This window comes from Kitasatospora sp. NPDC101176, assembly GCF_044768035.1.
In the GTDB taxonomy this organism is placed as follows: domain Bacteria; phylum Actinomycetota; class Actinomycetes; order Streptomycetales; family Streptomycetaceae; genus Kitasatospora.
Map to the genome: position 1 here is coordinate 1 of NZ_JBIWPA010000019.1, position 26,184 is coordinate 26,184.

24 protein-coding genes, 1 pseudogene and 1 riboswitch are annotated in these 26,184 nt (G+C 74.0%); of the genes and pseudogenes, 17 read left to right on the forward strand and 8 right to left on the reverse strand.

From position 1 onward, the window contains the following. Window positions 1–107: 107 nt before the first annotated feature. From ACIRS1_RS24035 to ACIRS1_RS24045, 3 genes are all read left to right on the forward strand, one after another. On the forward strand, window positions 108–1,067 hold the full coding sequence (locus tag ACIRS1_RS24035) for a pseudouridine synthase (RefSeq protein WP_402843133.1): 960 nt from the start codon (window positions 108–110) through the stop codon (window positions 1,065–1,067). A 114-nt stretch (window positions 1,068–1,181) separates the two neighbouring features. Beyond that, window positions 1,182–1,946 carry an SDR family NAD(P)-dependent oxidoreductase gene (locus ACIRS1_RS24040; RefSeq protein ID WP_402843136.1) on the forward strand — a complete coding sequence of 255 codons (765 nt, stop codon included), beginning with the start codon at window positions 1,182–1,184 and terminating at the stop codon, window positions 1,944–1,946. After that, window positions 1,943–3,010: an S-adenosylmethionine:tRNA ribosyltransferase-isomerase gene (locus tag ACIRS1_RS24045; RefSeq protein ID WP_402843138.1), complete on the forward strand. Its 1,068-nt coding sequence runs from the start codon at window positions 1,943–1,945 to the stop codon at window positions 3,008–3,010. The genes ACIRS1_RS24040 and ACIRS1_RS24045 overlap by 4 nt, the downstream gene beginning before the upstream one ends. Before the next feature lie 4 nt (window positions 3,011–3,014). On the opposite strand, the gene ACIRS1_RS24050 is transcribed toward ACIRS1_RS24045, so the two are convergent. Then, the gene (locus ACIRS1_RS24050) at window positions 3,015–3,419 is read right to left on the reverse strand and encodes a nuclear transport factor 2 family protein (RefSeq protein ID WP_402843140.1); all 405 of its coding nucleotides are present in this window, start codon (window positions 3,417–3,419) and stop codon (window positions 3,015–3,017) included. Between the two features lie 270 nt (window positions 3,420–3,689). After that, complete coding sequence (locus ACIRS1_RS24055) at window positions 3,690–7,370, reverse strand: SpoIIE family protein phosphatase (RefSeq protein ID WP_402843143.1); 3,681 nt, start codon at window positions 7,368–7,370, stop codon at window positions 3,690–3,692. A 1,408-nt stretch (window positions 7,371–8,778) separates the two neighbouring features. Here ACIRS1_RS24055 and ACIRS1_RS24060 point away from each other — a divergent pair. Then, entirely contained in the window at window positions 8,779–9,102 is a 324-nt protein-coding gene (locus tag ACIRS1_RS24060) for a hypothetical protein (protein ID WP_402843144.1), read from the forward strand. Window positions 9,103–9,148: 46 nt separating this feature from the next. Beyond that, window positions 9,149–9,616 carry a hypothetical protein gene (locus ACIRS1_RS24065; RefSeq protein ID WP_402843147.1) on the forward strand — a complete coding sequence of 156 codons (468 nt, stop codon included), beginning with the start codon at window positions 9,149–9,151 and terminating at the stop codon, window positions 9,614–9,616. Window positions 9,617–9,785: 169 nt separating this feature from the next. On the opposite strand, the gene ACIRS1_RS24070 is transcribed toward ACIRS1_RS24065, so the two are convergent. The 4 genes and pseudogenes from ACIRS1_RS24070 to ACIRS1_RS24085 all read right to left on the reverse strand — a co-directional run. Continuing rightward, window positions 9,786–10,964 carry an alpha/beta hydrolase family protein gene (locus tag ACIRS1_RS24070; protein ID WP_402843150.1) on the reverse strand — a complete coding sequence of 393 codons (1,179 nt, stop codon included), beginning with the start codon at window positions 10,962–10,964 and terminating at the stop codon, window positions 9,786–9,788. A 221-nt stretch (window positions 10,965–11,185) separates the two neighbouring features. Then, window positions 11,186–12,256 (reverse strand): serine hydrolase domain-containing protein, encoded by a 1,071-nt coding sequence (locus tag ACIRS1_RS24075; RefSeq protein WP_402843153.1) that lies wholly within the window; start codon window positions 12,254–12,256, stop codon window positions 11,186–11,188. Between the two features lie 283 nt (window positions 12,257–12,539). Further along, window positions 12,540–13,631 carry a glycoside hydrolase family 19 protein gene (locus ACIRS1_RS24080; RefSeq protein ID WP_402843155.1) on the reverse strand — a complete coding sequence of 364 codons (1,092 nt, stop codon included), beginning with the start codon at window positions 13,629–13,631 and terminating at the stop codon, window positions 12,540–12,542. A 378-nt stretch (window positions 13,632–14,009) separates the two neighbouring features. After that, window positions 14,010–14,420: pseudogene (locus ACIRS1_RS24085) on the reverse strand (HIT family protein); the annotation flags it as partial. A gap of 180 nt (window positions 14,421–14,600) precedes the next feature. Between ACIRS1_RS24085 and ACIRS1_RS24090 the strand changes: the two are divergent. Further along, window positions 14,601–14,789, forward strand: coding sequence for a DUF1508 domain-containing protein (locus tag ACIRS1_RS24090; RefSeq protein ID WP_360208089.1), 189 nt, complete (start codon window positions 14,601–14,603; stop codon window positions 14,787–14,789). A 229-nt stretch (window positions 14,790–15,018) separates the two neighbouring features. Here the strand turns inward: ACIRS1_RS24090 and ACIRS1_RS24095 are convergent, their stop codons facing one another. Beyond that, window positions 15,019–15,714 (reverse strand): MSMEG_1061 family FMN-dependent PPOX-type flavoprotein, encoded by a 696-nt coding sequence (locus ACIRS1_RS24095; RefSeq protein ID WP_360208086.1) that lies wholly within the window; start codon window positions 15,712–15,714, stop codon window positions 15,019–15,021. A gap of 166 nt (window positions 15,715–15,880) precedes the next feature. On the opposite strand from ACIRS1_RS24095, the gene ACIRS1_RS24100 reads away from it, so the two are divergent. Beyond that, window positions 15,881–16,195: an antibiotic biosynthesis monooxygenase family protein gene (locus tag ACIRS1_RS24100; RefSeq protein ID WP_402843158.1), complete on the forward strand. Its 315-nt coding sequence runs from the start codon at window positions 15,881–15,883 to the stop codon at window positions 16,193–16,195. A gap of 177 nt (window positions 16,196–16,372) precedes the next feature. Here ACIRS1_RS24100 and ACIRS1_RS24105 read toward each other — a convergent pair whose 3' ends face one another. Next, on the reverse strand, window positions 16,373–16,621 hold the full coding sequence (locus ACIRS1_RS24105; RefSeq protein ID WP_360208080.1) for an SCO4226 family nickel-binding protein: 249 nt from the start codon (window positions 16,619–16,621) through the stop codon (window positions 16,373–16,375). Between the two features lie 369 nt (window positions 16,622–16,990). Continuing rightward, window positions 16,991–17,118, forward strand: a riboswitch (FMN riboswitch). Window positions 17,119–17,327: 209 nt separating this feature from the next. Here ACIRS1_RS24105 and ACIRS1_RS24110 point away from each other — a divergent pair. From ACIRS1_RS24110 to ACIRS1_RS24155, 10 genes are all read left to right on the forward strand, one after another. Further along, the gene (locus ACIRS1_RS24110; RefSeq protein WP_360208077.1) at window positions 17,328–17,990 is read left to right on the forward strand and encodes a riboflavin synthase; all 663 of its coding nucleotides are present in this window, start codon (window positions 17,328–17,330) and stop codon (window positions 17,988–17,990) included. Between the two features lie 56 nt (window positions 17,991–18,046). Next, the gene (locus ACIRS1_RS24115; RefSeq protein WP_360208150.1) at window positions 18,047–18,634 is read left to right on the forward strand and encodes a nicotinamide mononucleotide transporter family protein; all 588 of its coding nucleotides are present in this window, start codon (window positions 18,047–18,049) and stop codon (window positions 18,632–18,634) included. Next, window positions 18,631–19,890: a bifunctional 3,4-dihydroxy-2-butanone-4-phosphate synthase/GTP cyclohydrolase II gene (locus tag ACIRS1_RS24120; RefSeq protein ID WP_402843161.1), complete on the forward strand. Its 1,260-nt coding sequence runs from the start codon at window positions 18,631–18,633 to the stop codon at window positions 19,888–19,890. Before ACIRS1_RS24115 ends, ACIRS1_RS24120 begins: the two co-directional genes overlap by 4 nt. Before the next feature lie 62 nt (window positions 19,891–19,952). Next, window positions 19,953–20,426, forward strand: a complete 474-nt coding sequence (gene ribH, locus ACIRS1_RS24125; protein ID WP_360208072.1) for a 6,7-dimethyl-8-ribityllumazine synthase — start codon at window positions 19,953–19,955, stop codon at window positions 20,424–20,426. Between the two features lie 159 nt (window positions 20,427–20,585). After that, on the forward strand, window positions 20,586–20,858 hold the full coding sequence (locus tag ACIRS1_RS24130; RefSeq protein WP_402843165.1) for a phosphoribosyl-ATP diphosphatase: 273 nt from the start codon (window positions 20,586–20,588) through the stop codon (window positions 20,856–20,858). A gap of 51 nt (window positions 20,859–20,909) precedes the next feature. Next, window positions 20,910–21,758, forward strand: coding sequence for an ATP phosphoribosyltransferase (hisG, locus tag ACIRS1_RS24135; protein WP_360208070.1), 849 nt, complete (start codon window positions 20,910–20,912; stop codon window positions 21,756–21,758). 144 nt (window positions 21,759–21,902) lie between these two features. Continuing rightward, window positions 21,903–22,340, forward strand: a complete 438-nt coding sequence (locus ACIRS1_RS24140; protein WP_387899819.1) for a PH domain-containing protein — start codon at window positions 21,903–21,905, stop codon at window positions 22,338–22,340. A 316-nt stretch (window positions 22,341–22,656) separates the two neighbouring features. Then, window positions 22,657–24,000, forward strand: a complete 1,344-nt coding sequence (locus tag ACIRS1_RS24145; RefSeq protein ID WP_402843170.1) for a hemolysin family protein — start codon at window positions 22,657–22,659, stop codon at window positions 23,998–24,000. Continuing rightward, complete coding sequence (locus ACIRS1_RS24150; RefSeq protein WP_402843173.1) at window positions 23,997–25,043, forward strand: hemolysin family protein; 1,047 nt, start codon at window positions 23,997–23,999, stop codon at window positions 25,041–25,043. The genes ACIRS1_RS24145 and ACIRS1_RS24150 overlap by 4 nt, the downstream gene beginning before the upstream one ends. Before the next feature lie 97 nt (window positions 25,044–25,140). After that, window positions 25,141–26,127: an NAD-dependent epimerase/dehydratase family protein gene (locus tag ACIRS1_RS24155; protein WP_402843176.1), complete on the forward strand. Its 987-nt coding sequence runs from the start codon at window positions 25,141–25,143 to the stop codon at window positions 26,125–26,127. Window positions 26,128–26,184: the final 57 nt, after the last annotated feature.

The window sequence follows — 26,184 nt, forward strand, 5'->3', positions numbered from 1 at the left end:
GACCTGCGCAATCTGGCACAACGACCACACTGGTCAGCCCGTCATGCGCTCGCTGACCGCCTACGACCACTAACCCTTCGCATCATTCATCTAGGCTGGGCCCCGAGATGAGACGCAAGAGCCGCCGCCCGGCCTCCCCCCTCCCGCAGCGCCGCGGCGTCGACCCGGTGCACCTGCGGCTGCCGCTCGAAGGCCCCTGGCCGACCGTCCGCGACTACCTGCTCGAACGGCTCGCCGCGGTCGGCGCCGAGCGGATCGACACGGCGCTGCGGGGCCGGGAGATCGTCGGCGCGGACGGACCGGTCGCCCCCGACGAGCCGTTCCGGCCCGGCACCCACCTGTGGTTCTACCGCGACCTCCCGGACGAGGCCCCGGTCCCGTTCGAGCTGGCCGTGCTGCACCGGGACGAGCACCTGGTCGTCGTCGACAAGCCGCACTTCCTGGCCACCACGCCGCGCGGCCGGCACGTCGTCGAGACCGCGCTGTCCCGGCTGCGGCACGACCTCGACCTGCCCGAGCTCAGCCCCGCGCACCGGCTCGACCGGCTCACCGCCGGCCTGACCGTGTTCGTGGTGCGGCCCGCCGACCGCGGCGCCTACCAGACGCTGTTCCGCGACCGGCAGGTCCGCAAGGAGTACCGGGCCGTCGCCCCGTACGACCCCGAGCTGGACCTGCCGCGCACCGTGCGCAGCCACATCCTCAAGGAGCGCGGCGTGATCGCGGCCCGCGAGCTCGACGCGCCCCCGAACAGCGAGAGCCGGATCGACCTGCCGGAGCACCGCGACGGCCTCGGCCACTACCGCCTGCGGCCGCTGAGCGGACGCACCCACCAGCTGCGACTGCACATGAGCGGGCTCGGGGTGCCGATCCTCGGGGACCCGGTCTACCCGGTGGTGCTGCCCGAACCGGCCCCGGACGACTTCCGCCGCCCGCTCCAACTGCTCGCCTCGGCCGTCGAGTTCACCGACCCGCTGACCGGCCGGGAGCACCGCTTCGAGACCCGCCGCACGCTCGCGGCCTGGACCGACCCGCAGCACTGGCAGGACGGCCCCCCGAGCGGGGCCTGAGACCCGGCCCCGGGCCGCGTCCGTCCGGCGGCCAGGGTCTAGGGCCAACGGAGGAGCGGGTCCCGGTTCCGGCGGCCGATCCGGCCGGGGCCCCGGCGGGGCGAGGGTGGGGGCATGAACGCAGCACAGCACACCGCTCCCGACCCCGCCCCCGCGTCCGCCCCCGTCGCCGTGGTCACCGGGGCCTCCCGCGGTCTCGGCCTCGCCCTCGCCCGGGCCCTCGCCGCGGACGGCTGGCAGCTGGTGGTCACCGCCCGCGGCGAGGCCGAACTCGCTGCCGCCGCGGCGGACCTGGCCGCCGTCACCGAGGTCGTCGCCCTCCCCGGCTCGGTCGTCGACGACGACCACCGCGCCCGCCTGGCCGAGGCCGCCGCGGGGCTCGGCGGCGCCGACCTCCTGATCAACAACGCCGGTACGCTCAACGGCGCGAGCACCCCCGGCGCCGACCCGCTGCCCCGGCTGGCCGACTTCCCGCTGCCCGACCTGCTGGAGGCCTTCGAGGTCAACGCGCTCGCCCCGATCGCCCTCACCCAGCTGCTCCTGCCGCAGCTGCGCGCCCGCGCCGGCGCCGTGCTCAACATCAGCTCGGACGCCGCCGTGGTGGCCTACCCCGGCTGGGGCGGTTACGGCGCCGGCAAGGCGGCACTCGACCTCGCCACCGCCGTACTCGCCCGGGAGGAGCCGCAGTTGCGGGTCTGGGCGGTGGATCCGGGCAGCATGCGCACCCGGATGCTCCAGGAGGCCAGCCCCGGCGAGGACATCTCCGGCGAGCCGCTGCCCGAGGACGTGGCGCCCGTGCTGCTCGGCCTGCTGCGCGACGGCGCCGCCTCCGGTCGCTACCGCGCCGCGGACCTGGCGGCCGCCCGGGGCGGGCGATGACCACCCTCGCGGAGGTGCGGCTCGACGTCGCCGTTCCGCCCGAACTCTCCGCCCGCGCACCGGCGGAGGCGCGCGGCGGGGCGCGGGACGAGGTGCGGATGCTGGTCGGCCGGCGCGACCGGGGGAGCGTCGAGCACCACCGCTTCACCGACCTGCCCGGGGTGCTGCGCCCCGGCGACCTGCTGGTGGTCAACAACTCGGCCACCGTCCCGGCGGCGCTGCCCGGCCGGCTGCCGGACGGCACGGCGGTCGCCCTGCACCTGTCCTCCGCGCAGCCCGACGAACGGGGCGGCCACCTGGTCGAGTTGCGCCGGGTGGTGCCGGGCCGGGCGGCCGCCTACTACCCGCCGGCGGAGACCCCGGCCCGCCCCGGACTGCGGATCACCCTGCCCGCGGGCGGCGTGGCCGAGCTGACCGGGCCCTTCACGGCCCGGCTCTGGTACGCCCGACTCGCGCTCCCCGCCCCGCTGCCGGACTTCCTCGACCGGCACGGCCGGGCGATCCGCTACGGCTACGTGGACCGCGACTGGCCGATCGAGGCCTACCAGACGGTCTTCGCCACCGTCCCCGGCAGCAGCGAGATGCCCAGTGCGGCACGGCCGTTCAGCGCCGAGGTGGTGGCCCGGCTGGCCGGGCGCGGGGTGCTGATCGCGCCCGTCACCCTGCACACCGGGGTGGCCTCGCCGGAGGCCCACGAGGCGCCGTACGCCGAGCGGTTCCACGTCCCGGCGGCCACCGCCGGCCTGGTGGGGCACGTCCGGTCGGGCGGCGGGCGGGTGATCGCGGTCGGGACCACGGTGGTGCGGGCCCTGGAGTCGGCCGCCGGGCCGGACGGCACCGTCCGGGAGGCCGACGGCTGGACGGAGCTGGTGATCACCCCGGAGCGCGGCGTCCGGGCCGTCGACGGCCTGCTCACCGGCTGGCACGAGCCCCGCGCGTCGCACCTGCTGATGCTGGCCGCCGTCGCCGGCCGCCCGCTGCTGGCCGCCTGCTACCGGGCGGCCGTCCGGGAGCGGTACCTGTGGCACGAGTTCGGCGACGTGAACCTGCTGCTGCCCGACTGACCGCTCAGGCGAGCAGGGTCTGCGTGACGTGGTGGGTGTCCAGGTACTCGCGGACCTCGGTGATCAGGCCGTCCTCCACGGTGAACACGCCCAGGCAGCGGTTCCGGTAGGCGGAGCCGTTGGCGGCGGTGCCTTCGGTGGTCCACTCGGCGACCGCCTGCGGGCCGTCGGCCAGCACGTTGGTCAGGGTGATCCGGGGCAGGCCGTCGGGGGCGAACAGGGTGCCGACCTGGCCGAGGAAGTCGCCGAAGATCTCCTTCTTGCCGCGCCAGACGCGGGACAGGGCGAGGCCGCCCGGGTAGGCCCAGGTGGCGTCCTCGGCGAACAGGGCGATGGCGGCCTCGCGCTCACCCGCGGCGATCAGGGTGACGTAGGCGGTGACGACGGTGCGGGCGTGGGTCTGCTGCACGGTGGCTCCTCGGGTCGGTCAGGTGGGTGCGGCGGGTCCGGTCGGTCCGGCGGGTGCGGCGGGTCCGGTCGGTCCGGCGGGTCCGGTCGGTTCGGCGGGTGCGGCGGGTCCGGCGGGTCCGGTCGGTTCGGTCGGGGGCTGTCCCGCCGTGGCACCAGGTAAGCCCTCCGGCGCCCGCACCGGCCAACAACCGCCCCGCCGGGGCGACAACCGGTGGTTGTCATCGCAGTCTGTCGGCCTGCCCGCCCGGACCGGCCCGAAAGACGCGCCCTAGCCCGACGCGCCGCCCGGGGGCAGCTCCAGCTCGAACCAGACCACCTTGCCGTCCCCGGTCCGGCGACTGCCCCAGCGGTGCGCGAGCTCGTTGACCAGGTGGATGCCCCGCCCGCCCTCGTCCTCAGCGCGGGCGCGGCGGATCCGGGGCCCCTCGCCCTCCTGGTCGGCGACCTCCACGGTGAGCGACCGGTTGCAGAACAGCCGCAGCTGGGTGGGTGATCCGGCGTGCACCAGGGCGTTGGTGATCAGCTCGCTGGTGAGCAGCTCCGCCCAGTCGGCCAGCGGGCCGAGGCCCCACTCGGTGAGCGTCTCGCGGGTGAAGCGACGCGAGTGCGCGACCATGGCGAGGTCCCCGGTGAGCTGGAGGGTGGCGATCCGGTCGGCACCGGTCGGCCGGACCTGCGCCATGAGGACGGCGATGTCGTCCTCGCTGGGGTGGCCGGTGAGTTCGGCCAGCACGGCGTCACAGGTCTGCTCCAGCGAACGGCGCCGGTTGGCGACGGTCCGACAGAGCAGCTGCACCCCCTCGTCGAGGTCGCGGCCCCGGCGTTCCACCAGCCCGTCGGTGTAGAGCGCCAGGATGGCCTCCTCGGGGAGGATGAACTCCACGCTCTCGAACGGGACTCCGCCCACGCCCAGCGGTACGCCCGGTGGCAGCTCGACCAGGTGCGCCCGCCCGTGCGCGTCGGCCACCACCGGTGGCAGGTGCCCGGCGCAGGCGGCCGTGCAGCGGCGGTCCACCGGGTCGTAGACCACGCAGACGCAGGTCGCGAACTGGCCCTCGCCGATCGCCGTGGTGGCCTCGTCCAACCGGTGCAGGACCCGTGACGGGTCCAGTTCGAGGGTGATCAGCGTCCGTGCCACCGTGCGGAGTTGGCCCATCGTGGCAGCGGCCCTGATGCCGTGGCCCATCACGTCGCCGACCACCAGCGCGACCCGCCCGGAGGACAGCGGGACGACGTCGAACCAGTCGCCGCCGACCTCGCTGACCACACTGCTTGGCAGGTAGCGGTAGGCGATCTCCAGGCCGAGGGTGCGGTGGATCTCCTGCGGCAGCAGGCTGCGCTGAAGGGTCAGCGCGGTGTCCCGCTCCCGGCGGTAGAGCCGCCCGTTGTCGATCGCCAGCGCGGTGCGGGCGACCAGCTCCTCGGCCAGCGAGCGGTCCGCCGGGCCGAACGGCAGCGGGTTGTGGGTCCGGACGAACTCCGCACCGCCCAGCACGAGTCCGCGCGCCACCAGCGGCACCATCAGGTACGAGTGCACCCCGGCGTCCAGCCCGGGCTGCACCCGGTCCGGGGCGGCCACGATCCGGCGCAGCTCCTCCTCGGTCACCTGGGAGACCAGGATCGAACGCCGGGAGCGCAGGCTCTGCGCGTACACCTGGGCGGACTGCGAGGTCCCGCCGACCTCGTCGGCCGCCGCCGTCATGGTGCCGTCCGGGGCCGACTCGCCGACCGCCACCGCCCGCATCAGCACCGAACCGTCCTCCGGGACGGGCCCCGGCTCGTCCCCGCCGAGCACCGCGTCGCGCAGGTCGACGGTGACGAAGTCGGCGAAGCGCGGGATCACCACCTCCACCAACTCCTGGGCGGTGCGGTGCAGATCGAGCGTGGTGCCGATCCGGTTGCTGGCCTCGTTGAGCAGCGACAGCCGCTGCTGCGCGGCCCACGCCTCGTCCAACGCCCGCTGCCGGGCGTCCGCTGCGTCGCGCTCCCGGGTGAACAGCAGCGCGTTGTCGATCGACACCGCGGCCCGCACCGCCAACTCCCCGGCCAGGGCCAGGTCGTCGTCCTCGTACGGGCGCTCCACCAGCGTCCGGTAGAACCCCGCCACGCCGACCGGAGTACCGCGCGCGATCAGCGGGACCACCATGAAGGAACGCACGTTCTGCTCCCGCACCGCGGCCGTGCGCACCGGGTCGTCGGCGAACCAGGCCAGCCCGTCCGCGTCCATCCGCGGCACCAGCACCGGCTTGCGGTGCGCCAGGCTCCACGCGTACGGCGAACTGGGCAGGAAGCGGTGCACCCCGCCGGTCCGGGCGATCGGCTGCAGCGTCGAACCGTGCACCGAGTGGAAGGCCATCCGGCGCAGCATCGCCGACCCGTCCGCCGGGGCGCGGGCCTCGCGCTCGCCGCGGACGAGGTCCTCCAGCACCTCCACCACCACCGTGTCGGCCAGCCGCGGCGTCGCCACCTCGGCCAGCTCCATCGCCGTCTGGGCGAGATCGAGCGTGGTCCCGATCCGGGTGGACGCCACGTTGACCAGCGCCAGGCGCTCCTGGGCGGCCTTCGCCTCGCGCAACGCCTGCTGCCGGGCCAGCACGGTCTGGTGCTGGCGCAGGTACAACCGGGCGTTGTCGATCGCCACCGCCGCCCGCGACGCCAACTCGTCGCCGAGGGTGATGTCCGCCTCCGCGAAGGACTCCCGTTCGCCGCGCCGCGAGTACACCACCATGCCGAGCGTGGTGCCGCGGGCCACCAGCGGGGTGATCCGCACCGAGCGCGGCCGGTCCCCCAGATAGGCCTGGCGGCGGCTCTCCGAGATGGCCTCGCTCAGCAGGGGCAGCTCCCAGGACGGCACCACCACGGTCCGGCCGGTGTCCATCGCCCGGGCGTACGGGGAGTCGGCCGGAAGCTCGTACAGGGCGTCCACCGGCAGCGCCTCCGCCGGGTACAGCGGGTCGGTGGTCGCCAGCGCCAGCCGGCGCACCAGCTTCGGCGCGTCCGGCTCGGGCGGCTCGACGTTGCGCCCCGCGACCAGCGCCTCCAGCGCGAACACCCCGCTGATGTCGGCGACCCTCGGCACCATCGCGTCGGCCAGCTCCCGGGCGGTCTGCCGCAGGTCCAGCGTGGTGCCGATGGAGGCCGTCGCGTCGACCAGCAGGGCCAGCCGCTCCTGGGCCCGCGCCGCCCGGGCGTCGGCGCGGAAGCGCTCGGTGATGTCGATGACGGTCGAGCTGACGCCCAGCACCCGCCCGCCCGGCTCCTCCAGCCGGAAGTACGAGGCCGACCACGCGTGGTCGTGCTGCGGGTCACCGGGCGTGCGACCGTGCGAGCGGGTGTCCACCACCGGCCGACCGGTCTCCAGGACCTTCCGCATCACCGCCTCGGCCTCCGCACCGTTGATCCCCGGCAGGATCTCGGTGAGCCGGTGGCCCAGGTGCTCGCCGGCGGGCAGACCGTTGGCCCTCGCCAGCGCCTCGTTCAGCCGGACGAACCGCAGTTCGGTGTCGTACACGCCCATGCCCACCGGGGACTGCGTGAAGAACCCGTCGAGCACGGCCAGGTCCGCCTGGATCCGGCGCAGCGTCGTCACGTCCGAGGCGACGGCCAGCACCAGCGGGCGGCCGTCCGGCCCGGTGATCGGATGGGTGCGGAACTCCAGGTTCACCGCGTGCCCGTCCCGGTGCCGGACCGGGAACACACCGGACCAGGCCCGGCCGTCCAGGATCTGCTGGAACAGCGCCAGGACCTCGGGCCGCTGGTCGTCGGAGGCCAGCAACTGCGCGGCCTTCTCGCCGATCGCCTGCGTGGGGGAGTAGCCGAGGAGTGCCTCGGCGTCGCCGCTCCAGTGCAGGATCCGCCCGTCGGCCTCGATCAGGGCCGTCGCGATCGGCACCATCAGCAGGGCGTCCTGCCGCGGATCCCCTCGGTGCTGCTCGTTCTCGTTCACCATGGCCAGAGAACCGTCCGGAGATCGTTTCAGCCAGCTCTGCCATCTTCGCACGCAGCCCCCGCGCCCCGCTCACCGTGCACCCGCCCGCCCGATGCGCTACCGCCCCCACGCCGTGACACGGAAAGTCGACCCAGCCGACGTCCCCCGCACCAGCCCACCACAGCCAGGCCCCCCGCCCCACCCCGCCGGGCGCGGCCGGCCGCGCCCGGCGCAGGAAGTCGAAGCAGCCGACTTCCTGTGCGCTGGCCCCGCGCGGTAGCCCACCGCAGCCAGGCCACCCCGCCCCCGCCGGGCGATCAGCCACACTGCGCCGGGCGCGGCCGGACGCGACGGCGCAGGAAGTCGACGTGGCCGACTTCCCGCGCGCTGCCCCCACCCGTAGCTGGCCCGCGCACCAGCGGCTAGGCCGGCTCCGTCCCCCTGCCGGGCGCCCAGCCACATCGCGCTGGGCGTGGTCGGGCGTGATGGCACGGGAAGTCGACATGGCCGACTTCCCCTGCGCTGCCCACCGCAGCCAGACCACCCCACCCCCGCCGGGTAGGGCCTGTCGATTCCACAGCCCCGAAGGCCCACGCCCGCCGGGCGCGGCGAGAAGCGGCGGCGCAGGAAGTCGACGTGGCCGACTTCCTGCGCGCTGGCCCCGCCGTTGCTGCTCCGTGGATCGGTGACTTGGCTCTCGCCCGGCTGCGCCGCCAACATGGCACCACCGATCAGGCGCCCCTTGCGCCCTGCGCGTCGCCACCTCGTCCCCCGCCGGGCGGCCACGCCGGGAGAGGCCAGGCGTGCGCACTGGAAGTCGACGTGGCCGACTTCCAGCGTGTTGGCCCGCCGCAGCCGACCCGCACCAGCGGCTCGGTCGGCCCCGCTCCGCGCCGGGCAGGGCCCGTCGATTCCGCGGCTTCGCCACGGTGTACCCCGTCAGTGATCAGCCGCAGCGTGCCGGGCGTGGCCGAGTGCGAGGCACTGGAAGTCGAGGTGGCCGACTTCTCGTGCGGCCGCGGGGGATCCCGGGGTTCATCCGGCAGGCGGCGGAAGTCGAGGTGGCCGACTTCCGGGCCACGTCCTTCTCTGTTCTGCGGTTGGTCCACTGGTACGAGCATTTCGGCATTCGCCAGCGGATTCGGTTCGGCCCGGTGCGGAGTGTCCGCCGGACGCTCCGCGCTGGCTTGTACCTGCCGCCCTGGCCGGGCACGGCCACCCGGGTCGGCGCGAGTTGGCTGCTGGGTGCGCGCAGGAAGTCGGTGCGGCCGACTTCCTGCGCGGTACTGAACTTGGTCGGGTGATGTCGGTGCCGTTCGCCTGACCGTTGGCTGCCGGCACCGGTAGCCGTGGGGGGGGTGAGGTGCGCGCAGTGGGGCGGACTCACCGATGCCGAGAGGACCACGCGGAGCGGTTGCGGCTGCAGGCCGTGGAGCGTTTCGAGGGCGGGCAGAAGAACACGGTGATTGTCGCTGCCCTGCGGATCGGCGTGCGGTCGGTCGAGGGGGGCCGGGCCGGTCGAGGGCACCTGGCGTTCACTGAAGCACCACGGCTGGAGCTGGCAGCAGGCCCACCAGACGCGCGATCGAGCGCGATGACGACGCGGTCGAGTCTGGAAGAAGGGGACCTGGCCGCGGGTAAGGCCACCGCGGCGGAGCGCAACACCTGGATCGTCTTCGAGGACGAGGCCGGGCAGTCGATTGCTCCGGACCGCAACCCGACCGAGGGGTGTCTGGTCGCTGGTCAAGCGTGACATCGGCAACCTCGCCGCGGCCGACCTCGGCCGGATCGTCCGCGCCGTGAAGCGCCAGCTGAAGATGCTGCAGTGCCGACCGGAGGTCATCGACGGCTGCCTCGCAGGCACCGGTCGAAGCCCGAAGGTGCTGGTCAGCTACGTTGGCGGCATGAGTGCCAGCCTGCCCGAGGACGTAGCTGACGTGCTGGACCTCGTCCTGAACCCGGACGAGCCCGTTCACGTCGCCCTCCGACGGCAGGTGCCCCACCTCAGGGTGCAATCCGGCTGTACGTGTGGGTGCGGCACTGCCTACTTCGAGCTCGACGCCGACGCGGTGGAGCCCGCGCCAACGGACCCTGGCACCGTCGTGGCTGCCGGCGCACAGCTGGTCACCGAAACCGGAGAGTGCCCCGGCGAGGTTCTGGTCTTCGCGCAAGGCGGCTACCTCTCATGGCTGGAGGTCTGCTCTTGGAGCGATGACGTCGAGGTGAATCTCGCCGCGGCGCGGCGCTGGCTACAGCCACCGTCCTGAACCCGGGCCGACAACAGTCGGCCGTCTCGGATCTGACCTGGGCGCTCAGCTGCATCCTGCCGGGGCAGGCCGGGTGTGGGTGCGCAGGAAGTCGACGTGGCCGACTTCCTGCGCGGTGGGTGTCATCGTCGGTGACCCAGGTGGGGAGCTTGCCGCCGACGAGGGCGGGTCAGGGGTGGAAGGTGACCTCGGGGGCGGAGGTGGTGGGGCCGTCGAGGAGGGGTTGCGGCTTGTCCTTCAGCTGCAGGTCGAAGAAGGCCGCCACGTAGGAGCGGGTGAGCTCGACGCCGCGTTGCGCGGACATCGTCGTGCCGGGCGGGACGGGCAGGTGGTAGGGCTCGGCGAACAGCGGGTTGTCGGTGAAGGTGCCGTGGTTGGAGCCCTCGAAGGTGAGCCAGCGCTTCCAGCCGTCGAGCCGGGCCCAGCTGGTCGTCCAGGTCGGGTCCTCGGTGCCGGGCAGCGGGTGGCCGATCATCAGGAAGGGCTTCCCGTTCAGCCCGGACTCGGGGACCGTGAGGTCCATGGTGCCGTCGAGGTTCACACCGGCCCGGATCCGGTCGTCGGTCAGCAGGGCCGGGACGGCTGCGGCGCCGCCGAGCGAGTGCCCGGCCATGCCGATGCGGTCCTCGTCGATCATGCGGGCGTAGCGCCAGGCCGGGTGGGGGTGGGAGGTCAGCTGGTCGACGACGAAGGAGACGTCCTTGGCGCGGCTCGCGGACACCGCCTCCGCGCCGCCGAAGTCGTCGAGGTGGCCGCAGACGACGCAGGTGGGCGTGCTGCCGTCGGGGAAGGTGGTCCCGGTGTTCTCGTAGGTGTGGTCGACGGAGGCGACGACGTACCCGCGGCTGGCCAGATCCTCGGCCAGGCTGGTCAGTTCGCTGCGCGGCATGGTGAAGCCGGGGGAGAGCACGACCAGCGGGAACCGGCCGTGCTGCGGGCGGGCGCCGGACTCCGCCCAGGTGCGGGCCCCGGTCACGGCCTCGACCGGGATGACGTTGCCCGGGACCTTCTCGGCCAGCAGCAGACGGGCGGCCTCCGGCGTCATGTACGGTGCGGCGCCGCCCGTCCCCGCCTTGGCGGGGTAGTACATCGACACCATCAGCTGGCGAAGCCCGGCGGACGGGACCCACGGGTCGGGCCGGTCCTGGTCCACCAGGTGCAGGACCTCCCGCCCGACGGCGTTGGGTCCGGTGGGCCGCGGCAGGTCGACCCGGATCGCGGGCGTGGTGGCGGAGGGGGAGGCGGTGGTGGGCGAGGGCGCGGCCAGGGCGGGCGCGGCGGCGGCGACGGAGAGCGGCAGGGCGAGCAGGAGGGCTGTCGCGGCGGCGGTTCGACGGAGTCGGCTCATGCCTTCGACCGTAGGCTTCCGGTACGGCATCTGACGTCGCCTCAGGGGCGTAGGGGTGGCTCCGGAGACGGTGGCGGTGGTCGCTCCGGGGCACCTCCGTGGGGACCCCTAGGGGGTACGGGCCTCGCACCGCACGACCTCCCACGATGGCACGGCCCCACGGCCCCACGGCCCCACGGCCCCACGACCGCAAGCCCGCAGGCCCCCATGCCCCCACGGCCTCACGCCGCCGCGAACTCGTTCTGCAGCGTGCGCAGCAGGGCCGTCCCGGCCGCGTCGACCGAGCGGCGGGTGTTGGCGAGGACCACCACGCCGACCTGCTTCTCCGGATCGAAGGCGACGAAGGAGCGGAAGCCGCCCGTCTCCCCGTTGTGCCAGATCTGCAGGTGTCCGCCCTGCTGGGTGTGCAGGCGGTGGCCGAGCCACCCCAGGTGCATCCAGGCGAACGGGTTGACGCGGTGTCGGGTCTCCCGGGTGAGGGTGATCGCGGGCGACAGCGGCGCGTCCGGCTCGTGTTCGGCGGCCAGCTGGGCCCGCAGGAGTATCGCGAGGTCGGCGGCGGTGGAGCGGAGTCCGCCCATGCCGGGGATGTCCGCGAGGTCCCAGTGGGGCACCGGACGGGCGCCGGCGGTGTGCCCGTGCGCCATCCGCTCCGCCTGGGCTGCGTCCGGGTGCAGGCAGGTGTCCACCAGGCCCAGCGGCGTGCAGACCTCACGCGTCACCAGCTCCTCGTAGCCGGTGCCGGCCCGGTGGGCGAGGGCGAGCCCGAGCAGTCCGGCGCCGAGGTTGGAGTAGCGGAAGGCGCGCCCCGGGTCGGCCCGCAGTCTCGTCCGGGCGAGGCCGTCGAGGACGTGCGCCGCGGTGCAGTGGGCGTACGGATCGGGCTTGTTGGGCCTGAGCAGAGCCGTCGCCGTCATGCCCCGGGGCAGGCGGGGGAGCCCCGAGGTGTGGGTCGCGAGGTGTCGGAGGGTGATGGGTGTGTCGCCCCTGCTCGGCACGGTGGCGCCGCCGGGCCGGGCGTCGGCGAGGACCTCCGCGAGCGGTGCGTCGAGTTCGACGGAGCCGTCGAGCACCAGCCGTGCGAGGACGATCGAGGTGAACACCTTGGTGACGGAACCGATTTCGAAGAGGGTGTGCGGCCCGGGCACGCCGCCGCCCGGGCTCGTCCGCCCGGCGCCGTGGATCTGCACGGCGCCGCCGGCCAGCCCGGCGACCACCGTGCCGACCTGCTGGCCGGCGAGCCGGTCGGCGGTCTGCTGGACGAGGCGGTCGAGGCGGGCGAGTTCGTTCATGGTGGTGAGCCTAGAGCGTCGCGACCAGCGAAATCGTCCGCCGGAACGACGATTTCCACCGGTCCCGACTGCTCCTCCAGGCGTACGCCCCACTACGCTCCGCACGGTACGCACCACGCAGGTCGGTACGCACCTCGAAGCACCGTCCAGTGCGACGAAGCGCAACGAAGCGCAACGCGGCATCCGGAAGCGCAACGCACCGCGACGCGGCACCCGGAAGCGCCGCGCCGCGCCACGGCACCCCGCCCGGGCGGAGCGGGACGCCCGCCCGGGCGACGGCCCGTCAGCAGCTCAGGTTGCCCCCGGGAACGGTGCCGAGGATCTGCGTGAAGCTCTGGTAGAGGCTGATCCGGTGCTGCATCTGCGCGGTGTTGTTGCCGTTGCACTCCAGCGAGCCGTTGATGCTGCGGATCGTCTCACCGAAGCCGGCGCCGTTGACCATGGCGTTGTGCGCGGTCATGGTGCCGGGCCCGTTCTGGGTGTTCCAGTACCAGAGGCCGGTCTTCCAGGCCACGGCCGGGTCGGTCTGCACCAGGTTCGGGTTGTGCAGCAGGTCGATCCCGAGCGCGTCGCCGGCGGCCTTGTAGTTGAAGTTCCAGCTCAGCTGGATCGGCCCGCGGCCGTAGTACGCGGCCTGCCCGGCCGGGCACCCGTAGGGCTGCGAGGTGTCGCAGTAGTGCGGGTAGTTGGCGGTGTTCTGCTCGACCACGTAGACCAGTCCGCCGGTCTCGTGACTGACGTTGGCGAGGAACGCGGCGGCTTCCTGCCGCCGGACGGTGTCGCTGCCGGTGGCCGCGAAGCCGGGGTAGGCGCCGAGCGCGTCGACCAGCCCCTGGTAGGTGTAGAAGGCGTTCCGGCTCGGGAACATCTGGTTGAACTGGGCCTGGCTGACGGGGAATCCGCCGGGGTTGGGGGTCGGGGTCGGGTCGGGCGTCGTGCCGCAGGCGTACGGCTCCCAGTACCAGGTGCTGATGACCGGGTCGTAGCCCGGGTTGTCGTGGGTCGCGCGGTAGTAACCGCCGTTGGTGTAGCGGACGATCGCGCCGGTGGTGTAGGTGCGGCCGGCGACCCAGTCGGGGTAGCTGCAGGTGCCGGGGGTGGGCGTCGGCGTGGGCGTCGGGTCGGTGGACCCGCCGCAGCCGCCCTGGTCGGCCCAGACGCCGGAGCCGCCGGCGCTCGGGGGCTCGTTCTGGGTCCACCACTTGGCGGTCCAGTTGTGCCCGTTGTACGAGACGGACGCGCCGCCGGTGTACACGGCGGTCGCGTTCCACGGCGTGCCGCAGGCGGCTGCGCTGGCGGAGGCGGGGAGGAGCACCGCGACCGCCAGCGCCGTGACCACGGCGGAGAGCAGTGCGAGCAGGCGTTTCGTTGACACGTCATCACCCCTTGTGCGGTGGGGGCCGCACGTCGTCGGGACAGGGACCTGAGCGGGGCTGGGAGCCTGGCCCCGGGTGGGGGCGCGTCGTGGGGGACGGCCGACCGGGGTGTGGGCCGGTACGGGGCCGACACCGACTCAAGCGGAGTGGTCTATACCTGTCAAGAGGGTCGGTGAAAGCGGCTCGGTACGGCGGGGAGCGGCACCGTCCGCGCCGCCCACGAACCACCCCGGCCCCGACCGCTCCGAACCCCCACCAGCTCCCCACCGGCTCCCCACTGGCGACCCACCGGCGACCCACCGGCGACCCACCGGTCTCCAACCCCCCCACCAACCCCCCCCACCACCCCTCCCCGACGCCCTACCGGCCCCCGCCCCTCACTCCTCGAGCGCCGCCCGCAGCCGGGCCGCGACCTCCGCCGCCGCCGCCTCGTCCGGGTACGTCCCGCGCGGCCAGAAGAACCCGCGCAGCCCGTCCTTCGGATTGCGCGGCACCACGTGGACGTGCAGGTGCGGCACGGACTGGCTGATCCGGTTGTTCGCCGCCACGAAGCTGCCCGCCGCGCCGAGCCCCCGCTCCACCGCGGCCGCGATCCGCTGGACCCGGAGGAAGAACGGCCCCACCTCGGCGGCCGGCAGGTCCGCGAGGGTGCCGTGGTGGGCGCGCGGCACCACCAGCACGTGGCCCGGGAAGAGCGGCCGCCGGTCCAGGAAGGCGACCGCCGCCTCGTCGTCCAGCACCAGGTGGGCGGGCGCCCCGCCCGCCACCACCGCGCAGAAGACGCAGTCCGTCCGTCCATCCGTCCATTCAAGCCAGCGGCGGCGGGACGGGCACCCCCGGGAACGGGCCCGTGCCCCGCGTCACCCGTCCGGCCCCGGACGGGGTGCGGCGGCCGGGCGGCGGGGCGCACCGTGCTGGAGGGGGCCGACCAACGTGCGCACTGCGCGCCCCAGGAGGAGGTGGCCCGGATGGCGGGCAAGTTCGAGGTCTACGAGGACGCCGGCGGCAAGTACCGGTTCCGGCTCAAGGCGGGCAACGGCGAGATCGTCGCCACCGGCCAGGGCTACTCCAGCAAGGAGGCCGCCCACAAGGGCGTGGAGGCCGTCCAGCGGGCGGCGGACGGGGCGCCGGTGGTGGACCTCCCCAGGGCAGCCTGAGCGGCCGCCCGAGCGGGGCCGGACCCACGGTCGTGCACGGCGCGGGTGAGCGCCGACCGCGCGCCCACCGTGCCGAACACGGCCGGGGGCCGGTCCTCCCGGACCGGCCCCCACCGTGCTGACTGCTCCCGGGCGCCACTCGTAACACCCGGCGCGGGTGGTCGGGCACTCACGTCCAGCGGGCCCACCGGCAGGGGGCGCCGAGCGGGAGCCCACCGACAGCGGGCGCTCACTCGTAGCGGTAGAGCAGCGCCTCCCGCTCGTTCTGCTCGATCATCTCGATGGTCAGCGAGTCGTCCCGCAGGTGCGAGAGCGTGACCTCGGCCGAGGTCGGCTGGGCGTCCTTGGCCAACCAGTTCTCCGGCTTCCAGGCCGAGCCGCGCAGGAGGGCCTTCGGGCAGTGCGCGTACACCTCCTCGACGGCGACCACGATCGCGCTGCGCGGGGGCTTGCCGACGGCGACCAGTCGGCTCAGCAGCTCCGGGTCGGTGGAGACGCAGGCCCGCCCGTTGACGCGCAGCGTGGTCTCCCGGCCGGGCACGACGAAGAGCAGCCCGACCCGGCCGTTCTCGAGGATGTTGTGCAGGGTGTCCAAGCGCTTGTTGCCGGTGGCGTCCGGAATGGCCAGGGTGTACTCGTCGAGGACGGAGACCAGGCCGGCCGGCCCGCCGCGCGGTGAGACGTCGCAGCGCCCGGCGGCGTCGGAGCTGGCCACGAACACCAGCGAGGAGCAGGCGATCAGCTGCCGAGCGACGTCGTGCAGCCGGTCCACCTGCTTGCGCCGGGCGTGGTCGCCGGGCTGCTCGTAGACCTCCCGCAACTGGTCCGGGTCGGTCAGGGCCGTGGCGCTCAGCGCGGCGAACAGGCTGCCCGGCGTGCCCGGGGCGGCGGTTGACGGACTGGCAGCTTCCGGTGTGGTGGTCATACCGCGAATCTAGTCCAGGCCCGAACGGTCACCTCGGGCCGGTCCTGGTGCCGGCTTTCGCAAATGCCGGCCGTCCACCCCTCCCGACCAGCGGTTCCACCCGGATAATGGGGGTCAGGGGCGCCCGCTCCCGGGGCGCCGGGGCTGCCGCTCGGAGGTGGTGGTCGTGATCGTCAGGATCTGGGCCGGGCAGGTCATGGCCGGCCACGCCGAGGAGTTCTGCGCGCTGCTGACCTCGCAGGTGATCCCGCAGCTCGGGCGGACCGACGGCTGCCTGGGCGGCGAGCTGTTGCGCTCGGTCACCGAGGACGGGCACCGGGTGCTCGTGGTGAGCCGCTGGCGCGACGAAGAGGCCCTGCGGGGCTACGCCGGGCCGATGTGGCGGATCCGGCCGGTGTGGGCGGAGGGCGAGCTGCGCTACCTCGCGCACCCGCCGGTGGTCAGCCACTTCACGCCGATCGCCGCACCCGCCGCGCCCTGAACCGCCGCACCCGCCATGCCCCGGATCACCGCAAGCGCAAAGCGCACCCGCCAGGCCAGGCCCTGCGCGATCACCGCGCCCGCCAGGCCAGGCCCTGCGCGGACCCCGGGGAGTCCCCCGAGCCCCCGGGAGCCACCAGGGCTCACGCCCCGGAGGCCACCCCGGGCGGCGCAGCCGTCACACCTCGAGCGGCACCGGGTGGATCTCGTCCGCCGGGTGCCCCGTGCGGGTGTGGATCCGCTGCACGGCTTCCCGGGACGGGGCCTCGGAGAGGCAGTACACCGTGCCCGATTCGGGATCGGCCCACGCCTGCTCGAACTGCACGCCCTCCTCGCCCTGGATCGCCAGGTCGGCCGCGTGCGCCTGCCTGAGCATGTCCGCGGTGATCCCGGACATCCCGTGGTGGACGTCCATGAACTTCGCCATCGCCCTCGCCTCCGTACCTTCGCTTCACGGGCGCGTGCCCGTCCGCGGCGTTCGCGTGCAGGACGTTCCCGTCGGCGGGCGGCCGGGCCCTACCACCAGCCTGGCCCCGGCCGCCCGGCTCCGCCACCAGACGGCCCCCACCCGCTGCAGCCCGTCGCCCCGCCCGAAGCAGCCGGCCGCCGGCAGCCCCGCCGGCCCGCCGCCGCCCGCCGCCGCCCGGCACCCCACCCCGCGCCGCCCCACCGCCGCCGCCACCGCGTAGCACCCCGGCGCACATTCCCCGCACCCGCGTGAAACAGACCACAGCGGACGGCTCTCCCTGGCCTTGCGCACGGCGTGGCACAATGACGGCATCAAGCAGTGACGTTCAGCGCACTCCGGGGTCGGTGAAAATCCGAACCGGCGGTTACAGTCCGCGACCCGTCCGCAGCCAGCGGCCGGTTGACCAGGTGAAATTCCTGGACCGACGGTTAAAGTCCGGATGGGAGGCGTGCGCGGGCGGACGTAGAGCGGTACCCGTGGTCCCCCGGTGGACCACGGTCAGGTGGACGGCGGGAGCGGTGTCTCCCGTGCCGGGCGAGCGATCTCCCGGCGGTCCCGGCACCCCCGGCGACGGGTCGTGCCGTCGGCCCGTGCGCCGCTGCCCGTCCGTGTCATCTCCCTCTGCCGCCCCGGAGTCCGCGCCCCAAGCGCGAGGAGAACCCGGGTGTTCACCGGCATCATCGAAGAGCTCGGCGAGGTCGTGTCGATCGAGGAGATCGGCGACTCCTCGCGGATCCGCCTGCGCGGCCCGGTGGTCTGTTCGGACGCGCACCACGGCGACTCCATCGCGGTCAACGGCGTCTGCCTGACCGTCGTCGACAGCCCCGAGGAACTGGCGGCCGCCGGCGGCGAGTTCAGCGCCGACGTGATGGCCGAGACGCTGCACCGCTCCAGCCTCGGCGAGCTGAAGCCCGGGTCCCGGGTGAACCTGGAGCGCGCCATGGCGCTCGGCGCCCGGCTCGGCGGACACCTCGTCCAGGGTCACGTCGACGCGACCGGGCGGCTGCTGTCCCGCGAGCCCGGTGAGCGCGACGCCGCGGGCGAGCTGCGCTGGGAGGTGCTGCGCTTCTCGCTCCCCGACAGCATCTCCCGCTACCTGGTCGAGAAGGGCTCGATCACGGTCGACGGCGTCAGCCTCACCGTGGTCGAGGCGGCCCGGGACAGCTTCACCGTCAGCCTGATCCCCGCCACCCTCGCGCTGACCACGCTGGGCGCCAAGGCCGTCGGCGAGAGCGTCAACCTCGAGGTGGACGTCCTCGCCAAGTACGTGGAGCGGTTGCTCGACTCCCGCACCCTCCCTCCGACCATCGCCGGGGAGTCCGAGTGAGCTGGCTCAGCGGAGAAGCGTTCACCGTCCTCGGCGAGCACGTGAAGTGGGCCGACATGTTCGGCAACCTGCTCGGGCTGTCCGCGCTCGCGCTCGGCTGGCGCCGTTCGGTGTGGAGCTGGCCGGTCCAGCTCCTGTCCGGCGCCGTGCTGATCACCGCCTACCTCGGGGGCCACGTCCCCGGTCTGATCGGCAAGCAGCTGATCGTGGTCGTCACCGCCGCCTGGGGCTGGACCCAGTGGCGGCGGGGGCGCCGGGACACCGGCACGATCGCCGTCCGGTTCGCCACCTGGCCCGAGCGGGCCGCCCTGGTGGCCGGCACGGCGGCCGGCACCGTCGGTCTGGCCCTGCTGTTCCAGTCCTACCCCAGCCTGTCCTGGAGCCCGTGGTCGGACGCCTACATCTTCGTCGGCACGCTGGCCGCGATGGTGGCCCAGGCCCGCGGCTGGCTGGAGTTCTGGTTCGCCTGGATCGCCGTCGACGTGGTCGGCGTCCCGCTCGCCTTCAACAGCGGCTACTCCTTCTCCGGACTCACCTACTCGATCTACTTCGTCCTGGTGCTGCTCGGCCTGCGCTCCTGGTGGCTGAGCACCCGTGAGCCGCGCGTCCAGTCCGCCACCGTCCCGCAGGGAGTCACGGCATGACCGAGAACCAGACCGACGGCCTCGAACTCGTCCTCGACCCGGTCGAGCGGGCGATCGCCGACATCGCGCTCGGCCGCGCCGTGATCGTGGTCGACGACGAGGACCGCGAGAACGAGGGCGACATCGTCTTCGCCGCCTCCGCGGCCACCCCCGAGCTGATGGCCTTCACCATCCGCTACAGCTCCGGCGTGATCTGCACCCCGATGACGGGGGAGGAGCTGGACCGCCTCAAGCTCCCGCCGATGACGCAGGTCAACGAGGACCGCAAGGGCACCGCGTACGCCGTCTCGGTGGACGCCCGGGACGGGGTGGACACCGGCATCTCCGCGGCCGACCGCGCCCGCACCGTCCGGCTGCTGGCCTCCTCCGGTACCGAGCCGGGCGACCTGACCCGCCCCGGGCACGTCTTCCCGCTGCGCGCGGTCGAGGGCGGCGTGCTGGTGCGGCCGGGCCACACCGAGGCCGCCGTCGACCTGGCCCGGATCGCCGGGCTGGCGCCGGCCGGCGCGATCGCCGAGGTGGTCAACGACGACGGCACGATGGCCCGGCTGCCCGAACTGGTGGCCTTCGCCCGCGAGCACGGCCTCGCGATCATCTCCATCGAGGACCTGATCGCCTACCGGCGCCGCACCGAGCTGCACGTCGACCGGGCCGCCACCACCGCCCTGCCCACCGTCCACGGCGAGTTCACCGCGGTCGGGTACCGGGGCACCATCGACGGCGTCGAGCACATCGCGCTGGTGGCCGGCGGCCTGGGCGCCGACGGCCGGCTGCCCGAGGACGAGGACGTCCTGGTCCGGGTCCACTCCGAGTGCCTGACGGGTGACGTCTTCGGCTCGCTGCGCTGCGACTGCGGCCCCCAGCTGGAGGCCTCCCTGGAGCGGGTCGCCGAGGCCGGCCGCGGCGTGGTGCTCTATCTGCGCGGCCACGAGGGCCGCGGCATCGGCCTGGCGCACAAGCTGCGCGCCTACGAGCTCCAGGAGCAGGGGCGCGACACCGTCGACGCCAACCTCGACCTCGGACTGCCGGCCGACGCCCGGGACTACAGCATCGCGGCGCAGATGCTGGTGGACCTCGGGGTCCGCTCGCTCACCCTGCTCACCAACAACCCGGACAAGCTGACTGCGCTCACCGAGCACGGCCTGAAGGTCAAGGGGCGCGAGGCGGTCGAGATCGCGCCGGGTGAGCACAACCTGCGCTACCTGCGCACCAAGCGCGACCGGATGGGCCACGACCTGCCCGGCCTCGGCTCCTGAACTCCCCCCGCCCCACAGCGACACCACGACACCACGAACCACGACGGACAGGAAGTACCCCCATGAGCGGCCACGGAGCCCCCGAGCTGACCATCGACGGCGTCGCCGACCTCAAGGTCGCGGTCATCGCCGCGCAGTGGCACGACCAGGTGATGAACGGCCTGCTGGACGGCGCCCACCGGGCGCTCAAGGAGCTGGGCATCGCCGAGCCGACCGTCCTGCGCGTCCCCGGCACCTTCGAACTGCCGGTCGCCGCCAAGCGCCTCGCCGACCGCGGCTACGACGCCGTGATCGCGCTCGGCGTCGTGATCCGCGGCGGCACCCCGCACTTCGACTACGTCTGCCAGGCGGCCACCGCCGGCCTCACCCAGGTCAGCGTCGACACCGGTGTCCCGGTCGGGTTCGGCGTGCTGACCTGCGACAACGAGGAGCAGGCGCTCGACCGCGCGGGCCTGCCGGGCTCCGCCGAGGACAAGGGGCACGAGGCCGTCACCGCGGCCGTCGCCACCGCCGCGGTGCTGCGCGCCGCGCTCTGACCGCCGCGCTCCGGCGGCCGCGCCGGAGCGACCGCGCCACCACCGGCGCCCCCGCACGACCCGCGCGCCGACCCCCCGGACCGTGGACGTCCACCGGACTGTCCACGGTCCGGGACCGTTTACCGCCCGTCAGCCCGCACGCCGTATGGTGAGTCCATCATGGCTTCGAAGACATTCGAGGAGCTCTTCGCCGAGCTCCAGCAGAAGGCCGCCACCGGCGACCCCTCGTCCTCCCGCACCGCGCAGCTCGTCCACCAGGGCGTCCATGCGATCGGCAAGAAGGTCGTCGAGGAGGCCGCCGAGGTCTGGATGGCCGCCGAGTTCCAGTCGGACGAGCAGACGGCCGAGGAGGTCTCCCAGCTGCTCTACCACCTTCAGGTGATGATGATCGCCCGTGGGCTGACGCTCGACGACGTCTACAAGTACCTCTGAGACCGGCCCGGAACCGCACACCCCTCCCAACAGGTAAGGAACCAACCTCCCATGCTGCGCATCGCCGTCCCCAACAAGGGTTCTCTCTCGGGTCCCGCGGCGGAGATGCTCCATGAGGCTGGCTACCGCCAGCGGAAGGACCCCAAGGAGCTCGTCCTCGTCGACCCGAACAACGAGGTGGAGTTCTTCTTCCTGCGCCCGCGCGACATCGCCGTCTACGTCGGCTCCGGCCGGCTGGACGTCGGCATCACCGGCCGCGACCTGCTGCTCGACTCGCACTCCAACGCCGAGGAGGTGCTCGCCCTCGGCTTCGCCGGGTCGACCTTCCGCTTCGCCCGCCCCGAGGGCGTCGACGTCGAGGACGTGAAGGGCCTGGAGGGCCTGCGGATCGCCACCTCCTACACCGGCCTGGTCGAGCAGCACCTGGCCGACCACGGCGTGAAGGCGACCGTCACCAAGCTGGACGGCGCGGTGGAGACCGCGGTGCAGCTCGGCGTCGCCGACGTGATCGCCGACGTCGTGGAGACCGGCACCAGCCTGCGCAACGCCGGCCTGGAGGTCTTCGGCGAGCCGATCCTGATCTCGGACGCCGTGGTGATCCGGCCCAAGGGCGCGGGCGACGACCCGGCCGTGGAGCAGTTCCTGCGCCGCCTCCAGGGCGTGCTGGTGGCCCGCCGCTACGTGCTGATGGACTACGACATCCGTGCCGAGAAGGTCGGCGCCGCCGTGGCGCTCACCCCGGGCCTGGAGTCGCCGACCGTCTCCCCGCTGCACACCGAGGGCTGGGTCGCGGTGCGGTCGATGGTGCTCCGCAAGGAGGCGCAGCAGATCATGGACGACCTCTGGGGCATCGGCGCCCGCGCCATCCTGGTCACCAACATCCACGCCTGCCGCCTCTGACCTGCCGGTCGTCACCGGGGTAAGACACGGTTGAATGGGGCGGGGGCGCCGAGCGGCGCCCCCGCCCCATCGCTGCGAGCACCCCGGAACGGCCGGACGGCCCGCCGCAGTCGAACCGCCCGAAGCACCCACCGGAGATCCCCCGTGTCCACGCCGCCCGTCGAGTTCCCCGTCACCTGGGCGCCGCGCCGCACCCGCGCCGTGCTGCTGCCGGTCTGCGTCCTGCTGGTGGTGCTGTTCGCCGCGATGGCCGTGCTGCTGCCCGCGAACTGGCAGCTCAACGACCGGATCATGATGGTGTCCAGCGGCGTGCTGTTCGCGGCCGTCGGCCTGATGCTGGCCCGCCCGCGGGTCCGCGCCGACGCGCAGGGCGTGACGGTGGTCAACTTCGTCCGCAGTCGCCGGCTCGCCTGGGCGGAGATCGTCCGGGTCAACTTCCGCCAGGGCGACCCGTGGGCCACCCTCGACCTCGCCGACGGCACCTCGCTGGCCGTGGTCGGCATCCAGTCCGGGGTCGGAAAGGCCCAGGCCATCGCGGACGCCCGCGCCCTGCGCGACCTGGTCGAGCAGCACGCCGCCTGAGCGACGTGAGGGGACGGGGGTCCGTCCGGCCCTCCACCCCGCCGTCCCTCCACCCCGATCGGCTCCCCTCCCAGCCGGCTCCCGGCCGGCTCCCGTCCGGCCCTCGACCGGAGCCCCACCCGGCCTGGGATTCCGGGGCAGGTGCGTCCGAACACCCTTCCTACCGTCGCCCGGGTATGGTCTACGCTGGTAAAAGCGGGGCAAAGTCCCCGCCCTTTCCGACCCGACCTGAGGAGTGACACCCCCCCTCGATGGACGATCCGTCCGGTAGTACCCGCGCCGTCGACCTTCCCCCGAGCGGAAGGCAGGCGGCACTGTGATCACCGCCTGGCTGCTGTTGCTCGCAGCCCTCCTGCTGATCCTCGCCAACGGCCTCTTCGTGGCGGCCGAGTTCGCCTTCGTGACCGTCGAACGCGGTGCGGTGGAACGTTCCGCCGGGAGCGGCGACGCCAAGTCCGCCCGCGTCTCCCGGGCCCTGCGGCACCTCTCCTTCGAGCTCTCCGGCGCCCAGCTCGGCATCACCGTCACCTCGCTGGTGGTCGGCATGCTCGCCGAGCCGGCGCTGTCGACCCTGCTCGGCCCGGTGATGACCGGCATCGGCGTGCCCGAGTCGGCCGCCCGCGGCACCGCCGTGATCGTCGGCATGGTGCTGGCCACCGTCGTGCAGATGGTGATCGGCGAGCTGGTCCCGAAGAACTGGGCGATCTCCCGCCCGCTCCAGGTGGCCCGCGCGGTCGCCGCCCCGCACATGGCCTTCTCCTTCGTCTGCCGCCCGCTGATCAGCTTCCTCAACGGGGCGGCCGACCGGACGGTGCGCGCCTTCGGCGTCGAGCCGCAGGAGGAGCTGGACCACGCCCGCACCCCGGCCGAACTGGTCTCGCTGGCCCGCCACTCGGCCAAGGCCGGCGCGATAGACGAGGAGTCGGCGACCCTGTTCGTCCGCACCCTCGGCCTGGGCGAGCTCACCGCGGAGTCCGTGATGACCCCGCGGGTCGACGTCGCCGCCCTGCAGCGCGACGCCACCGCCTCCGACGTGGTCAACCTGACCCGCGCCACCGGCCTGTCCCGCTTCCCGGTCTACGCCGACAGCCTGGACGAGGTCACCGGCATCGTGACGCTCAAGGACGCGCTGGCCGTCCCGGCCGCCCGGCGCGGCCTGGTCCGGGTGGCCGAGCTGGCCTCGGCGCCGCTGCTGGTGCCCGAGACGCTGCCCGCCGAGCGGCTGCTCGACCAGCTGCGCCGCCTCCAGCCGATGGCCATCGTGGTCGACGAGTACGGCGGCACCGCCGGTGTCGTCACCGTCGAGGACATCGTCGAGGAGATCGTCGGCGAGGTGCAGGACGAGCACGACCCCGCGGACCGCCCCGAGCTGTTCCCGTTGCCCCCGGTGGACGGCCTGCCGGTCTGGGAGGCCGACGGCCGCGCCCGGATCGACCAGCTGGAGGCCATCGGCCTGAACGCCCCCGACGGCCCGTACGAGACCCTGGCCGGCCTGGTCGCCGACCTGCTCGGCAAGCTGCCCGCGGTGGGTGAGCAGGCGGTGCTGCCGGGCTGGCGCTTCACCGTGACGGGTGTCGACCGGCACCGCACCAGCCAGGTCCGGGTGGAGCGCACCAGCGCTCCGTCCGTGTTCGACGACAACGACGGGGACGACCGATGACCGCGCTCCAACTGGCCGTCGCCCTCCTGCTGCTGCTGGGCAACGCCTTCTTCGTCGGCGCCGAGTTCGCCGTGGTGTCGGTGCGCCGCAGCCAGATCGAACCGCTCGCCGAGGCGGGCCACAAGCGCGCCCGCACAGTGCTGCACGCCCTGTCCAACGTGTCCGCGATGCTGGCCGCGGCCCAGCTCGGCATCACCGTCTGCTCGCTGGGCCTCGGTGCGCTCGCCGAGCCGACCATCGCGAGCCTGCTGGAGGGTCCGTTCCACGCGATCGGCGTCCCCTCCGGTCTGATGCACCCGCTCTCCTACGGGATCTCGCTCGCCGTCGTGGTCTTCCTCCACATGGTGATGGGCGAGATGGTGCCGAAGAACATGGCGATGGCCGGCCCGGAGAAGGCCGCGCTCTGGCTCGGTCCGCCGCTGGACCGGCTGGCGCGCTGGCTCGCCCCGGTCATCCGGATGCTGAACTCGCTGGCCAACGGCGTGCTGAAGCTGTTCCGGGTCGAGGCCAGGGACGAGGTCGAGTCGGTGTTCACCACCGAGCAGCTGATGTACCTGCTGGTCGACTCCCGGGACGCGGGCCTGCTCGACGAGGGCCGCCAGGAGCGCCTGGAGGACGCCCTGGAGCTCGGCCACCGCCCGGTCACCGAGGTGCTGCTCAAGCCCGAGCAGCTGGTCACGGTGGACACCAAGGTGACCGCCGCCGAGGTCGAGGAGCTGGCGCTGCGCACCGGCTTCTCGCGCTTCCCGGTCACCGACGGCGACCCGGCCGGCCACGGCTACCTGGGCTACCTGCACCTCAAGGACATCCTCGACGTGGACGACCCGTCCGCGCCGGTCCCGGCCCGCCTGTGGCGCCCGATCACGGTGCTGCGCGGCAGCCTCCCGCTGGACGACGCGCTGGGCGCGATGCGCAGGGCGACCTGCCACCTGGCCGCCGTGCTGGACCAGGACGGGCGCACGCTCGGCGTGGTCACGCTGGAGGACGTGCTGGAGGAGCTGGTGGGCGAGATGCACGACCCCGACCACCGCTCCGCCGCCTGAGGTTCCCGGTTCCGCCGACGGCGTGTCCGCCGTCGGCGATTCTGCCCAGAGCAGGGAGCCGTTCCCATGCCGGCCACCCCGGGGCAGGGTGGTCGGCATGAGGCTTCTGCTGCTGGGTGGAACGAAGTTCGTCGGACGGGCCGTCGCCGAGGAGGCGCTGGCCAGGGGCTGGGAGGTGACGGCCCTCAACCGCGGCACGCAGCCCGCGCCCGAGGGCGTGCGGGTGGTGCGGGGCGACCGCACCACCGAGGGCGGGCTCGCGGCGCTGGCCGCGGGGGAGTGGGACGCGGTGGTGGACACCTGGTCCTGGGCCCCGTCGGCGGTGCGCGACAGCGCCCGCCTGCTGAACGGCCGGGTGGGGCACTACGCCTACGTCTCCAGCCGCTCCGTGTACGCCTACCCGTCGGGGGTCGGGGCGGACGAGTCGGCGGGGGTCGTCGAGGCCTCCCCGGACGCCGGGGAGGGGACGCCGTACGCCGAGGCCAAGCGCGGCGCCGAGCTGGCCCTGGAGGCGGAGTTCGGCGGGAGCGCCCTGCTCGCCCGGGCCGGGCTGATCCTCGGCCCGTACGAGGACATCGGCCGGCTGCCCTGGTGGCTGAACCGGATCGCCCGCGGCGGCCCGGTGCTCGCCCCCGGTCCGCGTGACCTCGCCCTGCAGTACGTCGACGCCCGCGACCTGGCGAGCTGGACCCTGGACGCCGCGGCGGCCCGGCTCGGCGGGGCCTACAACGTGGTCAGCCCGGCCGGGCACACCACGATGGGCGGGCTGCTGGAGGCCTGCGTGCGGGCCACCGGCTCGGACGCGCGGCTGCGCTGGACCGACCCCGAGCGCATCCTGGCGGCCGGGGTGGAGCCGTGGAGGGAGCTGCCGGTCTGGCTGGCGCCCGGGGAGCTGTACGACTTCCTGCACGGCGCGTCGGTGGAGCGGGCGGTGGCGGCCGGGCTGCGCTGCCGCCCGGTGGCCGAGACGGTCGAGGACACCTGGGCCTGGCTGCGGTCGCTCGGCGGCGGTGCCCCGCAGCGCGCCGACCGCCCGAAGGTCGGGCTGGACCCGGAGCGTGAGGCGGCGCTGCTGCAGGGCTGAGCCCCGGCTCCGGGAGCCGGGCCCGGCCGCGGGGAACCCCTCTCGGCCCCGGGGCCG